Below are 22,297 nucleotides of genomic sequence, written 5' to 3'. Positions count from 1 at the left end.
TTGCAGCAACGACATGCATCAAAACAATAGCCTAAAGGCTGTCGCGTGAATCTCCTTTCCTGCGACAGGCTTTAGGCGCGCTTCAGAGTACCTTCAAGATTTCCTTCACGAGTTCTTGCGGATGATAGCCGAGCCAGATCGGGGTCAGGCCGAGCCGAACGACGACCAGATCGGCCGATGGCACAATGGCCACGCTCTGCCCGTCATGCCCCTCCATCCAGAACGTATCCTCCGGCAGTCCGAACTCGGCGCTCGTGCCGCCACCCGGCCCGGCAAGCCACGCCTGGACCTGCGTATAGCTTCCATTGGATGCGGCAGTTGGCGTGCGCATGGCGCCGACAAAGCCCTCCGGAAGCAGCCTCTGTCCATTCCAGACGCCGTCCTGCAGAAGGAATTGGCCGAAACGCGCCCAGTCGCGCGCTGTCGCATAGATATAGGAACTACCGGCCAGCGTGCCGCGGGCATCGGCTTCGAATATGGCGCTCGACATGCCGAGCGGATTGAAAAGCGCGTCCCGGGGATAAGTCAAAGCGGCATTCTCATTGCCCACCCGGTTCATCCAGATCCTGGAAAGAAGCACGCTCGTGCCGCTGGAATAGCTGAACCGCGCGCCGGGTTGCGCTACAAGAGACGCATTCGCAGGCAGTGCGGTCATATCCGGATCGAGATAGAGCATGCGGGTGACATCACTCACATTGCCGTAGTTCTCGTTGAAGGCCAGGCCGCTTTCCATGCCGAGCAGATCGCTCAGCCGAATACGCGCCCGATCATCCTTTTGCCATTGCGGCAACAAATCGTCGTCGTCGAAGGAGATGCGCCCATCGAGCATCAGGCGGCCGATGATGGTGGCATTGACGGTCTTGGTCATAGACCAGCCGATGAGCGGCGTTCGGGGGCCGAAGCCCTCGCCATAGGTCTCTGCAACAATCCTGCCGCCATGCACGACGACGATCGCGCGCATCGAAGGGCCGGCCAACGCCTGATCGGCCACAAGCGACGCGATCTTGCTAGCCGGATCGATATCCACTCGGTCGCCTTGCGGCCAGAGCGCGCCGCTTTTCTCAACCTGGCTGTTGTTCTCCAGCATCGGCGTCGCGTCCATTGCCGCCTTCAGGTCGCCGTCCGGAACGCTGGCGCAGCCGAGAGCGCCGCGATAGACAGCATAGCCCGGAGCGAAAAGGCCGAGAATGCGCGCCGACACAACGCCCTCGTCCCGGTCGACGGATGCCCGGACGAGGCGGAGCAATGGATTGCCCGGCGCCTGGACGTCGTGCGCTAGAACGACATCCGGATCACGTCCGGCAATAAATACATTGGAGCAGATGATCTTGGCGGCGTAGCCATCGCCGACCCTCAACAATTCCGGCGGCGCCACGGTGAGCCAGATTGCGCCAGCTGCCACGATCAGGACGACACCGCCAAATAGTCTTTTCGCGAGCCGGGAAATCAACCGCATGCATATTTCTCCACTTCAGCGAGACAGAAGCAGGAAAGGCGACGGCCGAAAAGAGCGTGGCCGAATATTGATCAATTTATGCATTCAAATTTCGCGTGAACGTCGTAGCATTTGGAAGGCGCGAAGGGATCGCCAGTCTTTAACAACATGTCGCGTCATGAAACTGTAGCAGTATCGGGTTACACGCGCTGAACGTTAGAAATCGGTAACAGACTCACATGGCGGACCTCGCACCGGATGCCGGCTTCCGAAAGAACCGGAAACTCAAGGACGCTCTCCTCCGGCACAAGGCACTCTCAAAGGAAGGCTTCTCCGAACGCCTTTTCGGCCTGCTTTTTTCCGGCCTCGTCTATCCGCAGATCTGGGAAGATCCGGATGTCGACATGGAGGCGATGGAACTTCAACCAGATCATCGTGTCGTCACGATTGGTTCAGGCGGCTGCAACATGCTCGCCTATCTGTCGCGAAGCCCGGCCTCGATCGATGTCGTCGACCTCAATCCGCACCACATCGCGCTCAATCGGTTGAAGCTCGCCGCTTTCCGCCATCTCCCAAGCCATGCGGAACTTGTCCGCTTTTTCGCGACGCCGAACGCACGCTCCAACAGCCGTGCCTTCGATCAGTTCCTCGCGCCGGCCCTGGATAACGCAACGCGCACCTACTGGAACAGCCGTACCCTTGCCAGACGCCGCCGCGTCACGGTCTTCGACCGTAATATTTATGAAACCGGCCTGCTCGGCCGCTTCATCGGTGCGGCACATTTGATGGCGCGCCTGCATGGCGTCAATCTCAGGGAAATGGCGCAGACACGATCCATCCGTGAGCAGCGTCAGTTTTTTGATGACAAGATCGCTCCACTCTTCGAAAAGCCGCTGGTGCGCTGGATTACCGATCGCAAAAGCTCGCTCTTCGGTCTCGGCATTCCACCGCAGCAATATGACGAGTTGGCAAGCCTTGCAGACGGCCGGTCGATCGCACCGGTCCTGAAGTACCGCCTCGAGAAGCTCGCCTGCCATTTCCCCATGCGCGACAATTACTTCGCCTGGCAAGCTTTCGCTCGCCGTTACGCGACGCCGGAGGAAGGTCCGCTTCCGACCTATCTGAAGCCGGAACACTACCAGACGATCCGCGCAAACGTCGATCGCGTGCAAGTCCATCATGCCAGCTTCACCGAGCTTCTTTCCGGCAAATCGGCCGGTTCGATGGACCGCTACATCCTGCTTGACGCCCAGGATTGGATGACGGATGCGCAACTCAACGATCTCTGGGCCGAAATCACCCGCACGGCGCGGGCTGGTGCGCGTGTCATTTTCCGCACCGCCGCGGAAAAGAGCATCATCGAGGGCCGGCTTTCCCAGGCGATCCGCGATCAGTGGGACTATTTCGAAGAAAAGTCCCTGGAGCTGACAGGGCAGGACCGTTCAGCCATTTATGGCGGTTTCCACATCTATGGGAAGAAGGCGTGACACAGGTCGAAACCGGCATGCAGGCGAAAGCGGACGGGCACGCCGGTCTCATGGACCGGATGTATCGCTACCAGCGGCATATCTATGATCTGACGCGCAAATACTACCTGCTCGGCCGCGACCAGACGATCCGCAATCTCGACGTACCGCCAAACGGCACGCTGCTCGAGATTGGCTGCGGCACCGGCCGCAATCTTGCGCTGGCCCATCGCCGCTATCCATCGGCGCGGCTCTACGGTCTCGATATCTCGCAGGAAATGCTGCTTTCTGCCCGCAGGACCTTTCGTTACAAGACGCAGATGCCCGAATTTCGCGTCGCCGACGCGACGTCCTTCGCGCCGCAGGAATTCGGAGCAGAAGGCTTCGACCGCATCCTGATCTCCTATGCCCTGTCGATGATTCCCGACTGGCAGAAGGCGGTCGATGCATCGATTGCGGCCCTCAATGCCGGCGGCTCTGTCCATATCGTCGACTTCGGCCAACAGGAGCGTTTGCCCGGCTGGTTTCGAGGCCTGCTCAAGTCCTGGCTCGCAAAGTTTCATGTGACGCCGAGGGCCGATCTGCGCGAAGTACTGGAGGCCCGGGCCAGAGCAAACGGCGCCCGGATGGTGTTTGAGACGGTCGGGGGCGGCTACGCCTGGCGGGCTCGTATCACCAAGGCCTAATATTTTACTTGAAACTAACCAAATTTTTACGTTGATATGGTGAAAGAGGGGGGTGTTGGGCCCCGTTAGATTCGACTCTTGCGAAAGCCGGACTGTGGGGAACCGAGACCACTCGCGTCATTACGAGACATCTATGCGTCGGCTGTTGTTTTGCGTCCTGCCGTTGTTCGCCCTGCTGTGCGGCTGCACATCTTCCTACGACTATCTCGAAACTTCAGCGGTAAAGACCCGCTTCAAGGATACGGATCCGCAGGATTTCGGCCGTGATCATCCCCAGAACCACGCTATTCACGGCATCGATATCTCGAAGTGGCAGGGCGACATAGACTGGCAGACGGTGAAGGCCTCCGGCGTCAGTTTTGCCTTCATCAAGGCCACCGAAGGCAAGGACAGGCTGGACTCGCGCTTCAACGAATATTGGCAGCGTGCGCGCGCTGTCGGCATTGCGCATGCTCCCTACCACTTCTATTACTTCTGCTCGACGCCGGAGGAGCAGGCGGACTGGTTCATCCGCAATGTTCCCAGGCAAGCCATAGCCTTGCCGCCGGTTCTTGATGTGGAATGGAACCCCGATTCCCCGACCTGCAACCGTCGTCCCGACCCCGCGACCGTGCGGGCGGAGATGCAACGCTTCATGGACAAGCTCGAAGCCTATTACGGCAAGCGCCCCATCATTTACACGTCGGTGGACTTCCACCGCGACAATCTGGTCGGTTATTTCCAGGGTTATCACTTCTGGGTCCGATCGGTCGCCAAGCATCCGCAAGTCACCTATGCCGATCGGCGCTGGGCGTTCTGGCAGTACACCTCCACGGGCGTCATTCCCGGGATCAAGGGACCGACGGATATCAACGTCTTCGCGGGTACGGAGAAGAATTGGCGCAATTGGGTGGCCTCCGTTTCAAAGCCGGAAGAATCCTAAAAGCGACAACGATTATTCTTGCTTCGGTCACAATATTCTGTGAAAGCAAAAAAATCGTCTCCCAAAGGAATACTTCACATGCACCGCTCGCTCGCCAGCTGCTCTGCACTTGCTCTTCTGTTTGTTTCCATGATCGCGACGGGCGCGGCCGCGCAACAGGGGCCACAGGCCGCGTGCGGCGGCGATCTCTCCGCCTTCCTGCAGGGCGTGAAAGCCGATGCCGTTGCCGCGGGTGTGCCTTCAGAGGCCGCCGACAAGGCGCTTGCTGGGGCGCAGATCGACCAGAAAGTTCTGAGCCGCGACCGCGCGCAAGGGGTCTTCCGGCAGACGTTCCTCGAATTTTCGCAGCGCACTGTCAGCCAAGCCCGGCTCGATATCGGCCGCCAGAAAATGAAGCAATATGCCGATGTCTTCGCCCGCGCGGAACAGGAGTTTGGCGTGCCGGCCGGGGTTATCACTGCTTTCTGGGCTATGGAAACGGATTTCGGCGCCGTCCAGGGCGACTTCAATACGCGCAATGCACTCGTAACACTGTCGCATGACTGCCGCCGTCCCGAGCTTTTCCGCCCGCAGCTCATTGCTCTGATGGAAATGGTGCAGCACGGGGATCTCGATCCCGACGCCAATACCGGCGCCTGGGCCGGAGAAATCGGGCAGGTCCAGATGCTGCCTCGCGATATCATCGCCTATGGGGTGGACGGCGACGGCGATGGCCACGTGAAGTTGAAGCAGAGCAGCCCTGACGCCATCCTGACGGCAGCGAAATTCATTCAAAATCTCGGTTTTCAGCGCGGCCAGCCCTGGCTCCAGGAGGTGACGCTACCCCAGGAACTTCCCTGGGAAAAATCCGGTCTTGGCGGCTCCATGACGGCCGGCGATTGGTTTGCGCTCGGCGTCAAGCCGCGCGACGGCGACACGAACTTCGCGAACCTGAAGGCGGATCTCATTCTTCCACAGGGCCGCATGGGCCCAGCCTTCATCACCTATCCCAACTTCCAGATCTATCTCGAGTGGAACAAGTCGTTCATCTATACGACATCGGCCGCTTACTTCGCCACGCGGCTGACGGGCGCGGCGCCCTATCTCAAGGGCACCCCGGAACCCGGCCTTGCCAGCGACGAAATGAAGGCGCTGCAGACGAAACTGCAGTCGCTTGGTTATGATGTCGGAGAAATCGACGGCATTCTTGGTTCCGGCACACGCCTCGCCATTCAGAAGGAGCAACAGCGTCTCGGCGTCCCGGCCGACGGCTGGGCGACGCCGTCGCTGCTCAAGGCGCTCTGACGCGCCAAAGCCTGTCGCATGAAGGTAGGCTTACGCGACAGACAGGCATAGCCTTCCCGAAAATCGAAACCAATTTTCGGGAATGCGTCAGTTTCGACCGCTGCGGCGTGCCTTCCTGCTGTGATAAAGCGCAAGCCGGATCGCCCGATAGCGTACGCGCAGTCCGTGCAGGCCGCGCGCAACCGCGTCCCGGCCCCGGCTCATTTCGTGAATCTCGTGGGAATAGGCAATGCCGAGCATTTGGCGGTAGGTCTGAAGCTTCTCATTTGCCATATTCTCCAGCCTGTGCATGAGACCCACGCAGATCGGCGAAACCAATAGCGAGACGGCCGTCACGGCGATCGCCAATCGATAGAGATCCAGCCTTAACCCGCCGGCCGAGAGTCCCGCGGCGGCGAGCACGAAGGAGAATTCGCCTATCTGCGCCATCGAGAGGCCGGCTACAAGGGCCGTCTGTGGCGGCGATCCGGTCTTGCGCAACAGGAAGATATTGAGAACGGTCTTAGCGGCAAGCACCATCAGCGAGACCGCAAACACCGCCCATAGATGATCCCAGATGAAATCGAGGTCGATCAGCAGTCCGATCGACAGAAAGAAGACGACCAGCAGTATGCTTTGGATCGGCTCGATCACAGGGATGACCCGGCTGCGCAGGGTCGAGTTACCCGCAACGATGCCGGCGAGAAAGGCGCCGTAGACCGGCGAAAGGCCAGCAACGCCGGAAATGGCTGCGGCGGCGAAACATACCGCGAGCGAGCCGAGCGCTAGGATCTCAACCTTGTGCTCCACCTGTTCGGCGAAGGGAATCCTGAGTTTGCCGCGGTGGCTCAGCCACCACATGAGCCAACCCATCAGCGTTACGGCGATCACCACCTTGAACATAATGGCTGTTACGTCCACCTCGCCGCCGCCGAGACTGGTGACGAAAATCAGAATAGGCACCACGGCCAGGTCCTGCGCGATCAGCACGCCGATTGCCAGCCGCCCCGCCTCGCCGCGCAGAGCATCCATTTCCTCCAGCATCTTCATGGCGACGACCGTCGATGACATGCCGATAATGAAACCGAGGATGATCGCCTCGGAGGAAGAAGCACCAACCACCAGTGCAATGACGATGGCGAGCGCCATTGCGGCCAGCAGCTGACCGCTCATGACCAAGAGCGCCTGACGTAGGGTCAGCATGAAGGCTTTGATCGAAAGCTCCATGCCAATGAAGAACAGCAGGACGACGACGCCCATTTCAGCCAATAGCGCGACATTGCCGGAGCTCGCCACGACGCCGGCGCCCGTAGGGCCAAGCGCTACGCCCGCAAGGATGAAGCCAACAAGTGGAGGCTGACGCAACCACAGAAACCCGAGGCCAAGCAATGCCGCGACGGCAATCACGATCGCGATCGGAACAAGGTCGCCCCCTTGCTCTGCCGCCGAGCCGATCGAATTTGTCACCAGAGTGTCCAGCCCGCCCATCTTTCCTTCGAATCTTCCATCGCATTGATGCATGACAGGAATCGGGTGGCAATCCGCTCTCCAATACGCAAAGGCTAGAAAAACAGAAGAGAGGAGAGACAGATGGGCGGCCAACGGGGTACTGGAATGAACGCTCTGACCTGGGGGCTATTGCTGCTGCTCGGTCTGATTTGGGGCGGTTCCTTTTTCTTCGCCCGCATCGCGGTTCAGGATGTGCCACCCTTGACGCTGGTCTTTCTGCGGCTCTCGCTCGCGGCGATAGCTTTGCATCTCTATATTGTCGGACGCTTCGGCATTTACGAAGTACTCCGCCGGCGGTGGCGCCAATTCCTCGTTCTCGGGCTCGTCAATAATGCTATTCCGCATGCCCTGATCTTCTTCGGTCAGACGGAGATCGGCGCCGGATTGGCCGCTATCCTGAACGCCACGACGCCTATCTGGACCGTGTTGATCGCCAACCACCTCACCACAGACGAAAAATTGTCTTCGGCGAAGCTGCTCGGCTGCCTCGTAGGACTGGCAGGAACGATCATACTGTTCGGCCCGAGCGTCACGACCGGCAGCGACGTTCCGCTCTGGGCGCTGCTGCTTCCCGTTCTTGCGGCAGTCTCCTATGGATTTGCCGTGACCTATGCAAAGCGCTTCAAGGATGTCAGCCCGCAGGTGACCGCCGCCGGACAGCTCACCGCGTCCTCCCTCGTGATGCTGCCGGTATCGTTGCTCTCCGATCAGCCCTGGACGCTCTCCATGCCGCCGCTCGCAACCGTCCTCGCCATCCTCGCGCTGGCCTTGCTGTCAACGGCCTTCGGCTACATACTCTATTTCCGCATCATGACGCTTGCCGGGGCCACCAATGCGTCACTGGTCACGCTCCTCGTTCCGCCAGGCGCAATCCTGCTCGGCTTCCTTTTACTCGGTGAACGGTTGGGATTTCCGGAGCTTGCCGGTATGGGATTGATCGGGGTAGGTCTCGTCATCCTCGACGGGCGTTTCCATCGCAAGATGCTCTCAGCGACGTGAAACCATTCCGAGCGCTAAAAGACCCATCTTTTCAGAACGTTGCCGAGGCAAGATGTAGAGCGAGGCAAGTCTTAACGCCAGCGCCGCTTTCTTAACACCCCATTAAAAAGTGTGAGCCATATATGAGGCTATTTTTCCCTGTTATTTCAATAGCTTGAAAATTCAGTCTGCAACGCCTGCTAAATCGCCTTCGGCGGCGCAGCATAAAATCCGCTTTGCAGGAGACATATTTCTGACATAATGCCTAACCGTTAACGCAGGGAGGCAGACATGGGACTTACGCAATCCTTGAATGTCCTACTGGTCGGTGCAGCGTTCGCGTTCGTGGTATCAATGCTCTTCATTTGAGCAGGGTACCACCAAACACAAGCAAAAGAATGCAAGACTCCTAAGAGCTAACAAAGTCTATCCAACAAAAAGCGCATGCCGGAAACACGGCATGCGCTTTTTGTTTGATGCATCGACCTCAAGCTGCCGCGCCGGCCTGCCCACGGCTCACGTCGCGCCGCAAATTCAGCCGCTCAAGGACCGCCGAAATCAAAGGCGCGCGGTTCATCGTATAGAGATGAAATTCATGGATGCCGCGCCGCACGAGATCCTCGATCTGTTCTGCAGCGACATCAGCGGCCACTTCGGCGCGCTCGGCGGGCTTGTCATCAAAACCATCGAAGCGATCGTCCAGCCAGGATGGGATGGTTGCTCCGCAGGCTCCGGCGAAACGCTTCAGCTGTGTGAGATTCTGGATCGGCATGATGCCCGGCACGACGGGGATATTAATGCCAGCCGACCGGACGCGGCCGAGATAACGCTCGAAAACATCGTTATCGAAGAAAAACTGCGTCAAAGCGCGATCTGCGCCATTGTCCGCCTTGCGCCTCAGCATGTCGATATCAGCAGCGGTGTCGTGGCTTTCCGGATGCTTTTCCGGATAGGCGGAGACGGAAATCTCGAAATCGCTGATATCACGCAGCCCCGCCACCAGTTCGGCCGCATTGGCATAACCGCCGGGATGCGGCTGATAGGCTGTCCCGACGCCGCCCGGAGGATCGCCGCGCAGGGCCACGAAATGGCGCACGCCAGCCGCGCGGAAATCTTCGACCACCCGGTGCGTGTCCTCTCGCGTCGCACCGACGCAGGTCAAGTGCGAAGCAGTGGCGAGCGGTGTTTCGGTGATAAAACGCCTGACGGTTGAAAGGGTTGGCGTCTTTGTCGATCCGCCAGCACCATAGGTGACCGAAATGAAATCGGGATTCCAGTCCTGCAGCTCGGCTGCAGCCGACCAGAGTTGGGCCTCCATCTCCTCCGATTTCGGAGGGAAGAATTCGAAGGAAATCCTGATGTCGCGGCGGTCGGTGTCGATTTTCGAGGTCATATCAACTGCTCCCGACAAGAATGGGGGATGACTGGCCATTCTGGCCGGCGGCGATCAGCAAGCGCGGGTCGCGCGCGAGCCAGATTGTAACAGTCAGCGCTTGGCTGCCCTGCTTTCCCGGATGGAGATCGATGACCTGTTCGACATCAAGCCCCGCCTTCTTCAACCATTCCTCCATGGCGTTGTGTGAGAAGCCGAGCCTCAGATGCGCGTGCTCGTCCCTGAGATATTCCAGCTGATGCGGGGCGAGATCGATGATGACCAGACGACCGCCCGGCCGCAGCATGCGACCGGCCTCGGCAATGGCGACCTCGGGCTGGTCGATAAAATGCAGTACCTGATGGATCGTGATGAGATCAAAATCCTGCTGATCGAGCGGCAGGTTCAATATATCGCCATGCCGCACCGAAGCCTTGGTGGTGATACCGGTCTTGTCGAGATTGGTCCGCGCAACTGCCAGCATGTCGCGGCTGGCGTCCACGCCGATCCCGCGCCGATAGAGGCCGGAAAGAAGCTGCAGCATGCGTCCGGTACCTGTGCCGAGATCGAGGAACGAATCGACAGGCTGAGTTCCCAGAAGCTTGATCAGAGCGGCATCCACATCTTCGTCGGATGCATGCAGGCGCCGCAGCTCATCCCACTCGGCGGCATTGCGGCTGAAATAAGCCTGTGCACGCTCGGCACGCTGCCGTTTCACCGCAGCCAGCCGTTCGCCGTCACGCAGTATGACCGGGTCGTTTTCAGATGCGTAGCGCAACAGCGTGCGCACAAGCGTAACCGCCCGGCCCTCCTGCTTCAGGCGAAAATAGGCCCAAGCGCCTTCCTGGTAGCGGTCGATCAGTGCCGCCTCACCCAGAAGCTTCAAGTGCCTGGATATGCGGGGTTGCGACTGACCGAGAATCTCCGTGAGATCGGTTACCGTGAGATCGCCTGCGGCCAGAAGAGACAGGAGACGCAGGCGAGTCGGCTCGCCGGCCGCCTTGAGTACGTCCACCAGTTCATCCACTGCGAATTTGTTCGATTCCGCCATTCCTCACCCAATCAAGATATAAACATATCTTTATGTGATTTATCACAAGGTGGCAAGCGCAATTTGCCGTCGCACGTCAGTGCGGTGTTGATGTCGGCTTCCGCCGAAGCCTCATACTGTTGCCTTTACGCATGTCGTTTCCGCAAAATCGCTGCACACTTTTGCGCGACATGCATCAGAGGCTTCAAGATTGGCGATTGTACAGCAGCGGAATAGCTTCCGATCCCGGCGACGGTGGGAGTAGCCTGCGATTTCCAAGTGCCCCGGTTCATCCAATCCATCGATAATTACAATCGACATTATCCCGGTTTTTTAGATAAGGGGCCAGCCATATTTTTCCCTTCGACAGCGCGGCTCATCCTCCCGCAAGCCGCCGAAAACCCAATTCGAAAGGAAATATTCATGTCGTCCATTCTTCTTTTGACCTCCAGCCCGCGAGCCGAGTCGCTTTCGACGACGATTGCCAAGGAGCTGGCCGAAAAGATCAAGGCACAGAAGCCGGGCAACGTCATTGTTCGCCGCGACCTCGCCGCACATCCTCTGCCGCATATCGACGATCTCTTCACGGCCGCCATCCGTAAGCCGGCTGAAAGCCGCACCGCGGAAGAAAACGAAGCCGTCAAGACGTCCGACGCCCTGGTCGACGAGCTGCTGGCCGCCGACACGGTCGTCATCGGCACCGGTCTCATCAATTTCAACATCTATTCGTCGCTGAAGACCTGGATCGACAATGTCGCCCGCGCCGGCCGAACCTTCAAGTACACCGAATCAGGTCCGGTCGGACTTGCCACCGGCAAGAAGGTCTACATCGTGCTGGCTTCCGGCGGCGTCTATTCGCAGGGCCCGGCCGCGCCAATGAACCACGCCGTCCCCTATCTCAAGTCTGTCCTCGGCTTCATGGGTATCACCGATATCGAGACAATCTATGTCGAAGGTCTCGCTTTCGGGCCGGAAGCCGCTGAGAAGGCCATTGGCGCCGCCAAGGCCCGTACGGAAGAGCTTGCAAGCGCCGCCTGATCGCCGCCCCCGATCGCGAGCGCAAAACGGCCGGTTGTCGACCGGCCGTTTTCACTTTCATCCAAGCATATCGTCTTCTCAAACCGTTTTCGATTTCGGAGCCATTTGCTCAGCCTCTTCGCCAAGTTCGACAGCGAAAGCCCTGACTGTCTCCAGAATCTCATTGGAGAGCGCATCGTCATCCGAGATGCGGGCAAGACCCACCGCTCCCGCCATGGCACTGAAGGCGATTATGGCCTTACGACGTGCCACGTCGTCGTCTCCATTGGCGAGCCTCTTTTGGAAGCTTTCGAAGTTGGATATCAGTTGCGCCGTGGCGATTTCACGCGTCTTCGGCCCGCTGCGGGCAAAATCGGCCGTCAGCGCGGGAAAGGGACACCCATCGCCTGGATTGTCGCGGTGGGAGGAGCTCATATAGTATTCCGCGAGTTGACCGATCGTCAGGTTCTCCGGCTTCAGGCCCCTCGCCTCCAGTTTTTTCGACCATGAGCCGAAAGCGGACCGCATAGCCTCCGCGACTAGATCGTCGCGGGAGGCGAAATGCTTATAGAAACCGCCGACAGTTAGCCCCGCCTCCTTCATTAAATCCGCGACGCCGACACCCTCGAGCCCGTCTTCTCGAAGGCGCTTGGCGGCGATCGATACGATGCGCTCATGCGTCTTCTGTTTTTCAATCTGTGAATGCCCCATCGAATTTCTCCTGGAAGGCTCTTGACTTGTTTGGATTATGATCGTAATCCTTCTGGAAAATGATTGTAATCCAGTTTTTCAAAAAAGCCAAGAAGGAGTAACCTAGATGCGCTTGGAAAATAAAGTTGCCATCATCACCGGCGGAAACAGCGGTATCGGCCTCGCAACTGCACGCGTCTTCCTGAAGGAAGGCGCAAAGGTCGCAATCACCGGCCGCAATCCGAAGACGCTTGCCGAGGCCGTGCTGACGCTCGGCAACGACGTGCTCCCGTTGCAGGTGGACGTGACCGATGTCGAAGCCCTGGAAAAGGCTTTCAACGAAGCGGCGGAAAAGCTTGGAAAATTCGACGTAGTCTTCGCCAATGCTGGTATCGGCGGCACGACGCCCCTCGGGCAGACCTCGCTCGAACAATTCGAATCGATCGTCCGTACGAATCTGACATCCGTCTTCTTCACGGTACAGGCAGCCTATCCCCACCTGAATGACGGCAGTTCCGTGATCCTCAACGGATCGGTCCATGCCGTCCTCGGCGCGGTCGGCTATTCGGCCTACGCCGCAACCAAGGGCGCCGTGCGTTCAATGACGCGCAATCTTGCTTCCGAGCTTGCTCCGCGCGGCATCCGTGTCAATCAGGTGACGCCCGGCGGCACGAAAACACCGATCTGGTCGCCCTATGCAGCAACCCAGGACGACATGTCGGCACTTGAAGCGCGGATCGGCGGCATGAGTGCCCTCGGCCGCATGAGCGAAGCCGAGGAGATCGCCAAGGCCGCTCTCTATTTCGCTTCCGATGATTCGGCGAATGTCACGGGCATCGAGATCACGGTGGACGGCGGCGCGACCAGCGCACCGTCCGGTGCGAAAATATTCCGCGCCGCCTGACACCATCATCAACAGAAGAGACATGAGACCGCCGGACATGGTGGCCTCATCCTATAAAGCCTGTCGCGTGAAGGTAAGTTCACGCGACAGGCTTTAGCTTGTTGTTTTCATGCATGTCGTTGCCGCATAACCGCTGCACACTTTTGCGCGACATGCATTAGGCGCCACTCTCCCGCTCAAGCCGACGACGCAGTTCCGGCTGGTTTTTGGTTTATAACGATTTCGAAACTACAGAAGGCGACAAAACCCTTTGCTTGCCGTCGGAAATTCCGACGGCTTTGAACAAGGGGTAAATCTTTCCCGAAATTGTCTGGCCGCTGGTGAGCCGCGAGTTAAGGGGACCTACGCAAGATCAACGGATCTTAAGCAGGTTCAGATCGGGCGCTGTTTCTCACCGTCGGAAAAGAGCGCCGGTCCGTGCTGATCGATGATTTGCTGCGCCTTACGGAAGGTGGTCTCGATCGCGTCGGTGCGTGACGAGAAGATATCGGCGCGGATAAACGTGCGAACCAGCGTCTCGCCATTTACCTGCTTTTCGATCCGGCCCGCCAGGCGGTATTGGCCGCCCTCGTTCTGAGGCGTCGCATAGATCGTGCAATCGCCATAAAGCTGCGGCTCGACGTCGGCTGCCGGCTGCTTGGCGCCTGGCGCCCCGCCGCCGGAAAAAAGCGAAAGAATATTTGAAAGGATCGAAGCCATACTTCGCGTTTAGCATAGGCGCATCGGCCCGGAAAGCTTAAATAATCAGGTTCGCCAGAATGTCGTTTTCCGTGATGTCCTCGAAGCCGAGACCGGCCTTTTCGAAGTTCTGGAAAAGTTGCCTGAAATTGTCCGGATCCTTGGTCTCGATGCCGATCAGAACCGAGCCGAAATTGCGTGCCGTCTTCTTGAGATATTCAAAACGCGCAATATCGTCGTCGGGGCCGAGAAGATTGAGGAAATCCCTGAGCGCGCCGGGACGCTGCGGCAGGCGAAGGATAAAATACTTCTTCAGCCCCGCATAGCGCATCGCGCGCTCCTTGACGTCGGGAAGACGCTCGAAATCGAAATTGCCGCCGGAAACGACCGCAACGATCGTCTTTCCCCTGATCGAGGCGGGATCCATGGCCTCGATGGCCGTTAGCGCCAGCGCACCGGCCGGCTCCAGCACGACGCCCTCGACATTGAGCATCTCGGTGATGGTCACGCAGATCGCATTCTCCGGCATGAGCATGACCTGCTCGGGCGAAAAACGGCGGAGTGCGGCGAAGTTCAAGTCGCCGACACGGGCAACGGCCGCCCCGTCGACGAAATTGTCCACCTTCTCCAGCGTTATCGGATGGCCGGCTTCGAGGCTGCGCCTGAGACTGGGCGCGCCGGCAGGCTCTGCAAAACGAAAGGCTGACGCCGGCAGGCGGCCGTCGAGATAACCTGTCACCCCGGCCGAAAGTCCACCGCCGCCGACCGGCATGACAACCAGATCCGGAAGGACGCCTTCCGGCAATTGCTCGAGGATTTCGGCGGCGACCGTCGCCTGCCCCTCGATGATGTCGGCGTGGTCGAAAGGCGGCACCATGACGCCGTCGATCGCCTCCACATGGTCGCGTGCCGCCTGATAGCACTGATCAAAGAAATCGCCGAAGAGCTTGATCGTGATGAACTGGCCGCCGAACGTGCGCGTCTTGTCGATCTTCTGCTGCGGCGTCGTCACTGGCATAAAGACGACGCCCGGCACGCCGAAATGCCGGCAGACAAAGGCAAATCCCTGCGCATGATTGCCAGCTGAGGCACAGACGAAGGTCTTGCCGCTGCCGCCTGAGGCGATGATCTTGCGGAAGAAATTGAAGGCGCCGCGGATCTTATAGGAGCGAACCGGCGACAGATCCTCGCGCTTCAACCAGATATCTGCGCCATGGCGGGCGGAAAGATGATCGTTGAATTGAAGCGGCGTTATCGGGAAAAGGCCACGCATTGCCTCGGTGGCGCTGTCGACTTGCTCTTTGGTCACGGGTGACGATCCATTGTTTTCGATGCACCTTCCGCTATGGCATAACGAACGCCCTGGAAGAAAGCCCCTATCCCGCTGGCGATACTTCAAACGGCCAAGTATCCCGCTATTAACTGCAATGCACAATGATTGCGTCCGCCAGCTATCAATTCATGATTTCCGCAATTATATGGCAGCACCATGAATGTTAAAATCGTGAAGCCCGTCGCATGGCTGCTGCTCGCAGCCATCATCTTCGTCACCGTCTCGCCGATCGGTCTCAGACCGCACACCATCATCACTGTCGATCTCGACCGCGCTCTCGCTTACGCTGCGGCGGGCTTCCTCTTCGCCCTCGCCTATCCGCAACGCCTGAAGACTGTGGCGGCCCTCCTTGTTCTTGGTGCTCTCGGCATCGAATGCCTGCAATATCTGTCGCCGAGCCGCCATGCGCGTCTCCACGATGCAGACGTCAAAGCACTCGGCGCATTTACAGGTGTTCTTTCGGGATGGATCCTTTTCAAGCTTGCCGACATCCGCAAGGTCAGGCTTGCGAAGGTCTCCATGACAAGCTGAGCATGGCATCTATATGGTCAGAGATTTGGAAAGAGCATACGGGATCGTCGCGGTCGCAAGCGCCGCGCGCTCTAGATCGTAGGCTGACTTGCCTTTGCGATCAGCCGTAAACCTCTAGGAATCTAGAGGCGAAAAGCAGTATGGATGCGCCCACCAATGCCAATCCCAGCAGAAACACCGTGCCAGTCTTATAAAGTCTGATACGGCGTGTCCTTATCCCCTCCCAATCGTAAACCATCATCCTACTCCCATAAGACAACGCTACAGCACTTCGACCTGTCCCATCGAAATGCCACCCACCGCATGCGGTAGTTTAAGCGGCGCTATAAAAGCGCATTCGAAAGAGATGGGGAAGAGGGCAAAAACAACTGCTTGACGGAATCGTCACAGTCGTTGATTGAGTGTGGCGCGCGGGCGTGGCGAAACTGGTAGACGCAAGGGACTTAAAATCCCTCGGGCTTTGCCCTTACGGGTTCGACCCCCGTCGCCCGCACCAGTTTGAAATAATTACAAAAATTGCCAATGTCCTTACTTTTAATCCAATTCATACGACCTCTTGCGTGCAGCGTTGGCAGGCTCGCATCCATATGGAATGCCTGACGAGGTACCTAGGAACATTATCAAATTCTTAAAACTGTGGCGGAGTCTTGGAACTCCGCCATTAACTGAAGAGTGGCGTTCCGACTTCGGCTGACGCCTTACTGCGCTGCAGTTGCGACCATGCGATCGCCGAAGCGAAGTATCCTGTCGGACGTCGCCGTGCCATCGTCGTAGAGCTTGATCAGCTCTTCAGGCAGAGGTTCGCCGGTCGCCGCGCAGATATAGTCCCGCATCGTCGTGCCGGTGCAGCGCGAGTCAAGATTGACAGCGCCATGACGGGCGACGACATCATCGATGTGTACGGTACGGAAGTCGATGCTGTAGCGCGCGAGGTCCGTTGTGTTGGGCACGGTCTCATGCAGCTGCGCGCCTGAGAAGATGATGATGCCGCCCGGCGGTGGCAGATAGCGCAGGGATTCCGAATTCAACTCCTGCTGTGGTTTCGGCTGTTCGCGTGTGTCTGACTTGACGTGCTGGGCCGCCGTGGCGCGGTTCTTGCTGTTCCATTCATAGTAGTTGTAGATCTCGGAATTGTTCTTGACCGGCACATTGAAATAGTCCGGATAGAAGCCCATCGCATTTTCCGGATCGATCGAATAGATCGGCAGCCACCAATTCAGCTGACACATTGGGGCGGAGTACCAAGTATCGCGATGAGGATGGAACGCGTAGGCAATCCCTGACGAAAGAAAGTGCGAAGGGTAAGCCGACCGCATGCGCGGCACGTCGAAATAGAGCTTCTCGATGTCGACACCGCTTTCCTTCATGATGAGCGGCATCAGGCGCTTGCATTCCGGATGGTGGATGAAGGCGGGCTTCGTCGTGGAAAGGATTGCCGCGACCTCTTCCGGGGTCTTGTGCTTATGGATGATACGCGGATCATGCGGTGCAAACGCCTCGTCCAGCATGTGCCGGGCGAGCGCTACCAGCTCACGCGTCGTATCGGTAGCGGAGCAGATGAATATATCGCCGGAGTACAGCCTCTGGCGCCGGATTTCATCGCTCAAATCTGAATCTATAAATACACCTGCCATTGATTTCCCCCAATCAAGCGGCGTGCAATCGCTTCCCGCCCAGAAGTTCCAATTTTTGCTCGAATCGCAGGAGTTGAGGAATTGAGCCATTGGTTGAACGCAGGTGAACGTTGATACTTATACTAGTTAGCCAACTAACCGCTGTTGGTAAGAAATCGGGCACGTCCTCAACCAAGGGATGAATATAGCTGATACGAAAAGGCGCGGGAGACCGCGCCTGTTTCATCCTGCACGGAGTGGCCCTCAGCCAAGCTTGGCTGCGATCTTGGCGACGTGAGCGCCTTGATACTTCGCAGCTTCCAGCTCGATCGCGGACGGCATGCGCGAGCCGTCGCTGTTGGTGATCGTTGACGCGCCATAGGGCGAGCCGCCCTTGACTTCTTCCGTGCCCATCTGGCCCTGGAAGGCATAGGGAAGGCCGACGACCACCATGCCCTGGTGCATAAACGTCGTGATGAAACCCAGGATCGTCGATTCCTGGCCCCCGTGCTGGGTGGCGGAAGAGGTGAAGGCGGAGCCGACCTTGCCGACAAGCTTTCCACTGAACCACAGGCCGCCCGTCTGGTCCCAGAAGTTGCGCATCTGCGAGGCGACCGTGCCGAAGCGGGTACCGGCGCCGACGATGATCGCATCATAATCGGCGAGCTCGTCGACGGTTGCGATCGGAGCGGCCTGGTCCAGCTTGTAATGGGACGCCTTTGCGACCTCCTCCGGCACGAGTTCCGGCACGCGCTTGACAGTTACGTCGGCGCCGACCGACTTGGCGCCTTCGGCAACGGCGTAGGCCATGGTCTCAATATGACCATAGGAGGAATAGTAGAGCACCAGAACCTTTGCCATGAAAATCTCCATTTTTCGAAAGGGTTGAACTTGCAGTTCAGGTGATCGTATCAGCGGGCATCGTCAGGATCAGCCCCCGCTTCGGGAACGCAGTGTTCAACGACCGTAGACAAAAATTCATTTGGTGCCGTTTTGGGTTCGGCAACAGGCTTTGGACCTACATGCATGTCGTTGCCGCAAAACCGCTCCACACTTTTGCGCGACATGCATTATTTGCGCGACATGCATTAGGTGAACCGGCCCCGTTTGCAATCCGCTCAAATGGCGCTACCTATTCACGTAGCCTCACTATCTCCGGATATTTCCATGAATGATAAAACGATTGTCACCGCCGCGATGCTGGCCATCGGCGACGAGTTGCTGTCCGGAAGGACGAAGGACAAGAACATAGGCCATCTTGCCGATGTAATGACCCTGTCGGGCATCGACCTGAAGGAAGTGCGCATCGTCGCCGATGAGCAGGATGCCATCGTCGAGGCCCTGAACACGCTTCGCGGCAAATATGACTATGTCTTTACGTCCGGCGGCATTGGTCCGACGCATGACGACATAACGGCAGATGCAGTCTCAGCGGCCTTCGGCGTACCGTGCGAACACGACGCGGAAGCCATGCGGCTGATGGGAGAGATGTATGCCCGCCGCGGTATGGAGTTTACCGAAGCACGACAGCGCATGGCGCGCATGCCGAGAGGTGCCGCCCATATTCCCAATCCGGTTTCGACCGCACCGGGTTTCATCATCGGCAATGTCTACGTCATGGCCGGCGTGCCGCAGGTGTTCCAGGCAATGCTCGACAACATACTGCCGCGCCTGCGCATGGGTGTGCGCATTCTCTCCCTTGCGATCGTCTGCCCTTACGGCGAAGGCGAAATCGGCACGCCGCTCGCGGCCATTCAGAAAGAGCACCCTGAGACGAGCATCGGCTCCTATCCCCGCTATGACGGCCAGCAGTTCTCCACCGAGATCGTCGTGCGGGCCCGTGCGCAGGAGGCCCTCGATGGGGCAGGCGCCGATGTCCGTGCCATGATAGAGACGATTCGCAATGCGAGGGACACACATACCGTTAAGGCATAACGCTGCGGCAGTTGGTGCGGGATCCGCTACGGGAAACTTGACGCCGATCAAGGAACGCAGCGCAACCTGATGCATTATTCTCATGCGGAATAAGTATTTTTCTGCCGTCGAGGAGACCGGATATGTCTTATAAAACCATACTTGCCATACTGGATACGCCGGATAACTGCCGCGTCATCACGAATTTCGCGATTGCGTTTGCCCGCACCTTCGATGCTCATGTCATCGGGCTGCATGCCGAGACGATTTCCGCTGTTCCACTGGTCGCCCCGATGGAAATTCCGGATCCCGTCGCCGTTCAAGCGCTGCAGGAGATGGCCCATTCGGAAACGGCAAATGTCCGCAATATCTTTAATAGCAGCGCACAAGGAGAGGGCATTTCCTTTGAATGGCGCAGCTTTTCGACCGCCACCGGCTATGGCTCCGCGCCCCTGATCGAAAGCGCCCGCAGCGCAGACCTTCTGCTCGCCGCACAGCCGGACCCTTCCAAATCCTCCGACCGACAGGTCGACATCGACAACTTCCTGTTCGAAAGCGGGCGGCCGGTGCTGATGGTCCCATTTATCATCAAGGAACCCAAGCCCATCAAGCGAGTGCTGATTGCGTGGAATGGATCGAAGGAAGCGGCACGCGCCACCTTCGACGCGCTGCCGTTTCTAAAGAGTGCCGATACTGTCGAGATTTTCTCGGTCGATCCCGCCGAGTCATCATCGCAGTCGCCGCTGATGGCGGGCGCAGAGATTGCGGCAACACTCGCGCGTCACCGCGTGAAGGCAACGTTGAAGACGGCCGAAAGTGGCGGCCTCGCCGCATCGCAGATCATCGAGAACCGCCTCTCCGACAACAGTATCGACCTGCTCGTCATGGGCGCCTACACCCATTCGCGCCTTTGGCAGATGATTTTCGGCGGCGTGACGAAGACACTGCTGCAGTCTATGACGGCTCTCACACTGTTGGCGAGATAGGCAGAAACAGCGGCATTGGCAGGTCTTGCCTTTTCGCTGCAAATCCCGCTAATTGCGGCGACCATCGATGGAACACTGGCGAGGTGACGGTTTGGGGGCATCGGCCGCCTGCCTCCTACAGCGCCGTGCGTCTTTCAGACGCACAAAGGACGCTGTAGCACTTGGAGTTGCTGCATGTTTTTATCCTCAAATCGGTTCCGATTTAAGGAAACATGCAGTAGGAGTTCCCGTCAGGGGCGTCGGCGCTGCCGACGCGTTGCCCTTCATGCTGCGGAGCCTATTCTTCATGTCCCTCCCCGATAAAGCCTTTCCCGTCTCCTGGGATCAGTTCCATCGCGATGCGCGCGCCCTTGCCTGGCGGCTCTCCGGCCTCAATCAGAATTTCAGAGCGATCGTCTGTATCACACGCGGCGGGCTTGTTCCGGCTGCGATCATTTCCCGGGAGCTCAACATCCGCCTGATCGAGACGGTTTGCATCGCTTCCTATCATGACTACGTGAACCAGGGTGAAATGACTCTCTTGAAGGGCATCACGTCTGATCTTACTGCCGATGGCGGCCAGGGAATCCTCGTTATCGACGACCTGACGGATACCGGCAAAACGGCCGCGGAAGTGCGTGCCATGCTGCCGAAGGCGCATTTCGCGTGCGTCTACGCCAAACCGAAGGGCGTGCCGATGATCGACACCTTCATCACCGAGGTGAGCCAGGACACCTGGATCTACTTCCCCTGGGACATGGGCTTCACCTATCAGGAGCCGATATCCAAGGGCACGCGCGGCTAATCCAGACAGAAGCGATGAGTAATAAGGGGCGAGTGGCGCCCCTTTTTTCGTGACTTGCATGGCAAACTGAGCCACCATTTTCGGATCGCAAATTGCACAATCTGAGATTGTTCCAAATTATGTTCTCTCCTCCGAACGATTCTGCTCGTATGCTTTGCAAAACTAACTAGCCGCAATCGGAGCAAAAGCTGCTCCGGGGAGCGGCACTGCGGGGCGCCTGATGATTCGGGCGTGAGAGAGAGGGAAATAAGATTGGGGGCAAATTCACGCCGAGTGCGACTGCTTACTTCGATTGTGCCGCTTTTTCTCATGCCAGTCTTGTCGGCAGCGGCCGAACCCGCCTATATCGGCGTCGTGCGGGACTATGTCGAAACCAACATCAAGCCTCTGATCGACAATCCCATGGTAACCGCGATGCTGACCACGCAGAACGCCAGAACGGCCGGCCTCAAGCGGATCGATCTGGAATCGCTCGACCGAACGTGGCGCGCGGAGGCGAGAAGCGGAAACTGGCATCTGATCCGCCAGCTGCTCAGCAATCCCCTGTCGCAGTTGCTGAAGGCAAAGCAACGTGATTCGCAAGGCGCCATTACCGAGATCTTCGTCATGGATGCCCGCGGGCTGAATGTCGCGCAGAGCACGGTGACGGCCGATTACTGGCAGGGCGACGAAGACAAATATCTAAAGACAGTCGCCTCCTCTTCCAGCGGCATCATGATCGAAGGGGCGGAACGGGACGAATCGACTCAGTGCCTGCAGACACAAGCGAGTTTTGCGATAGACGATGAAAATGACGTGCCGATCGGCGCCGTCACGGTCACAATCTGCCTCGACGCCCTCTAGATCGCCATTTTCTTGCGGCAGCAGGATCATGGATCGCGCGGCACCGCCACTTGCCGCAAATGCCCGGATTACAGGACTTTCAGGCTTCTCCCCGTTTTCCACAACCGCATTGCACAATATGTTGTGGTAAAAATTCTGTCAAAAACAACCCCTTGACGGAATCACCTGTTTTAAACTTAATGGCTCTGATGTTGCGGCGGCGACTGAACCGGACATAACGAGGCCGGTTCCTCACTGAAATCGAACGTAGAATCAGGGCCTTGCACCGATGGCGGCGTGTGGCCCCGAGGGAATTTGTGCGCGATTTCTGCCTTCCCAAAAAGCGACATTCTGCACTGGCGAT

Annotated in this window: 21 protein-coding genes and 1 tRNA gene; 13 read left to right on the top strand and 9 right to left on the bottom strand. The window is 58.2% G+C overall.

What is annotated here, in order from left to right; translation table 11 throughout:
• Nucleotides 1-82: 82 nt before the first annotated feature.
• Nucleotides 83-1,456 carry a serine hydrolase domain-containing protein gene (locus tag AAE029_RS24490; protein WP_371075511.1) on the bottom strand — a complete coding sequence of 458 codons (1,374 nt, stop codon included), beginning with the start codon at nucleotides 1,454-1,456 and terminating at the stop codon, nucleotides 83-85.
• A gap of 218 nt (nucleotides 1,457-1,674) precedes the next feature.
• Between AAE029_RS24490 and AAE029_RS24485 the strand changes: the two genes are divergently transcribed.
• The 4 genes from AAE029_RS24485 (at nucleotide 1,675) to AAE029_RS24470 (ending at nucleotide 5,793) form a co-directional block, all read left to right on the top strand.
• Nucleotides 1,675-2,922, top strand: coding sequence for a DUF3419 family protein (locus AAE029_RS24485; protein ID WP_371075510.1), 1,248 nt, complete (start codon nucleotides 1,675-1,677; stop codon nucleotides 2,920-2,922).
• Nucleotides 2,923-2,939: 17 nt separating this feature from the next.
• Nucleotides 2,940-3,587, top strand: a complete 648-nt coding sequence (locus AAE029_RS24480; RefSeq protein WP_371075650.1) for a class I SAM-dependent methyltransferase — start codon at nucleotides 2,940-2,942, stop codon at nucleotides 3,585-3,587.
• Between the two features lie 133 nt (nucleotides 3,588-3,720).
• On the top strand, nucleotides 3,721-4,509 hold the full coding sequence (locus AAE029_RS24475; RefSeq protein WP_371075509.1) for a GH25 family lysozyme: 789 nt from the start codon (nucleotides 3,721-3,723) through the stop codon (nucleotides 4,507-4,509).
• Between the two features lie 78 nt (nucleotides 4,510-4,587).
• Nucleotides 4,588-5,793, top strand: a complete 1,206-nt coding sequence (locus AAE029_RS24470; protein ID WP_371075508.1) for a lytic murein transglycosylase — start codon at nucleotides 4,588-4,590, stop codon at nucleotides 5,791-5,793.
• Between the two features lie 87 nt (nucleotides 5,794-5,880).
• Here the strand turns inward: AAE029_RS24470 and AAE029_RS24465 are convergent, their stop codons facing one another.
• Nucleotides 5,881-7,239, bottom strand: a complete 1,359-nt coding sequence (locus AAE029_RS24465; RefSeq protein WP_371075507.1) for a cation:proton antiporter — start codon at nucleotides 7,237-7,239, stop codon at nucleotides 5,881-5,883.
• A gap of 123 nt (nucleotides 7,240-7,362) precedes the next feature.
• Between AAE029_RS24465 and AAE029_RS24460 the strand changes: the two genes are divergently transcribed.
• Nucleotides 7,363-8,280 carry a DMT family transporter gene (locus AAE029_RS24460; protein ID WP_371075506.1) on the top strand — a complete coding sequence of 306 codons (918 nt, stop codon included), beginning with the start codon at nucleotides 7,363-7,365 and terminating at the stop codon, nucleotides 8,278-8,280.
• Nucleotides 8,281-8,746: 466 nt separating this feature from the next.
• Here the strand turns inward: AAE029_RS24460 and metF are convergent, their stop codons facing one another.
• Entirely contained in the window at nucleotides 8,747-9,652 is a 906-nt protein-coding gene (metF, locus tag AAE029_RS24455) for a methylenetetrahydrofolate reductase [NAD(P)H] (RefSeq protein WP_371075505.1), read from the bottom strand.
• A 1-nt stretch (nucleotide 9,653) separates the two neighbouring features.
• Nucleotides 9,654-10,682: an ArsR/SmtB family transcription factor gene (locus AAE029_RS24450; protein WP_371075504.1), complete on the bottom strand. Its 1,029-nt coding sequence runs from the start codon at nucleotides 10,680-10,682 to the stop codon at nucleotides 9,654-9,656.
• A 402-nt stretch (nucleotides 10,683-11,084) separates the two neighbouring features.
• Here AAE029_RS24450 and AAE029_RS24445 point away from each other — a divergent pair, with 402 nt between their 5' ends.
• On the top strand, nucleotides 11,085-11,699 hold the full coding sequence (locus AAE029_RS24445) for an FMN-dependent NADH-azoreductase (protein ID WP_371075503.1): 615 nt from the start codon (nucleotides 11,085-11,087) through the stop codon (nucleotides 11,697-11,699).
• Between the two features lie 78 nt (nucleotides 11,700-11,777).
• Here the strand turns inward: AAE029_RS24445 and AAE029_RS24440 are convergent, their stop codons facing one another.
• Nucleotides 11,778-12,389: a TetR/AcrR family transcriptional regulator gene (locus AAE029_RS24440; RefSeq protein ID WP_371075502.1), complete on the bottom strand. Its 612-nt coding sequence runs from the start codon at nucleotides 12,387-12,389 to the stop codon at nucleotides 11,778-11,780.
• A 106-nt stretch (nucleotides 12,390-12,495) separates the two neighbouring features.
• Here AAE029_RS24440 and AAE029_RS24435 point away from each other — a divergent pair, with 106 nt between their 5' ends.
• Nucleotides 12,496-13,272: an SDR family NAD(P)-dependent oxidoreductase gene (locus AAE029_RS24435; RefSeq protein ID WP_371075501.1), complete on the top strand. Its 777-nt coding sequence runs from the start codon at nucleotides 12,496-12,498 to the stop codon at nucleotides 13,270-13,272.
• A 372-nt stretch (nucleotides 13,273-13,644) separates the two neighbouring features.
• Here the strand turns inward: AAE029_RS24435 and AAE029_RS24430 are convergent, their stop codons facing one another.
• Complete coding sequence (locus AAE029_RS24430; RefSeq protein ID WP_371075500.1) at nucleotides 13,645-13,971, bottom strand: HlyU family transcriptional regulator; 327 nt, start codon at nucleotides 13,969-13,971, stop codon at nucleotides 13,645-13,647.
• A 37-nt stretch (nucleotides 13,972-14,008) separates the two neighbouring features.
• Entirely contained in the window at nucleotides 14,009-15,259 is a 1,251-nt protein-coding gene (gene ilvA / locus AAE029_RS24425; RefSeq protein WP_371075499.1) for a threonine ammonia-lyase IlvA, read from the bottom strand.
• A gap of 180 nt (nucleotides 15,260-15,439) precedes the next feature.
• Between ilvA and AAE029_RS24420 the strand changes: the two genes are divergently transcribed.
• Together AAE029_RS24420 and AAE029_RS24415 are read left to right on the top strand one after the other, a co-directional pair.
• A complete protein-coding gene (locus AAE029_RS24420; protein ID WP_371075498.1) occupies nucleotides 15,440-15,814 on the top strand; it encodes a VanZ family protein in 375 nt (124 codons plus the stop codon).
• A gap of 410 nt (nucleotides 15,815-16,224) precedes the next feature.
• A tRNA-Leu gene (locus AAE029_RS24415) sits at nucleotides 16,225-16,310 on the top strand.
• A 202-nt stretch (nucleotides 16,311-16,512) separates the two neighbouring features.
• Here AAE029_RS24415 and AAE029_RS24410 read toward each other — a convergent pair.
• Together AAE029_RS24410 and wrbA are read right to left on the bottom strand one after the other, a co-directional pair.
• Entirely contained in the window at nucleotides 16,513-17,421 is a 909-nt protein-coding gene (locus AAE029_RS24410) for a hypothetical protein (protein WP_371075497.1), read from the bottom strand.
• A 270-nt stretch (nucleotides 17,422-17,691) separates the two neighbouring features.
• Nucleotides 17,692-18,288, bottom strand: coding sequence for an NAD(P)H:quinone oxidoreductase type IV (gene wrbA, locus AAE029_RS24405; RefSeq protein WP_371075496.1), 597 nt, complete (start codon nucleotides 18,286-18,288; stop codon nucleotides 17,692-17,694).
• A gap of 306 nt (nucleotides 18,289-18,594) precedes the next feature.
• Between wrbA and AAE029_RS24400 the strand changes: the two genes are divergently transcribed.
• The 4 genes from AAE029_RS24400 (at nucleotide 18,595) to AAE029_RS24385 (ending at nucleotide 21,954) form a co-directional block, all read left to right on the top strand.
• Nucleotides 18,595-19,362 (top strand): competence/damage-inducible protein A, encoded by a 768-nt coding sequence (locus AAE029_RS24400; protein ID WP_371075495.1) that lies wholly within the window; start codon nucleotides 18,595-18,597, stop codon nucleotides 19,360-19,362.
• A 122-nt stretch (nucleotides 19,363-19,484) separates the two neighbouring features.
• Nucleotides 19,485-20,327, top strand: coding sequence for a universal stress protein (locus AAE029_RS24395; RefSeq protein ID WP_371075494.1), 843 nt, complete (start codon nucleotides 19,485-19,487; stop codon nucleotides 20,325-20,327).
• A gap of 286 nt (nucleotides 20,328-20,613) precedes the next feature.
• Entirely contained in the window at nucleotides 20,614-21,111 is a 498-nt protein-coding gene (gene gpt / locus AAE029_RS24390) for a xanthine phosphoribosyltransferase (protein ID WP_371075493.1), read from the top strand.
• A gap of 309 nt (nucleotides 21,112-21,420) precedes the next feature.
• Nucleotides 21,421-21,954, top strand: coding sequence for a hypothetical protein (locus AAE029_RS24385; protein WP_371075492.1), 534 nt, complete (start codon nucleotides 21,421-21,423; stop codon nucleotides 21,952-21,954).
• Nucleotides 21,955-22,297: the final 343 nt, after the last annotated feature.

This window comes from Sinorhizobium sp. CB7 (assembly GCF_041357635.1).
In the GTDB taxonomy this organism is placed as follows: Bacteria; Pseudomonadota; Alphaproteobacteria; order Rhizobiales; family Rhizobiaceae; genus Rhizobium.
Note: the sequence above shows the minus strand (reverse complement) of the source record. Positions and strands in the feature narration are given on the sequence as shown.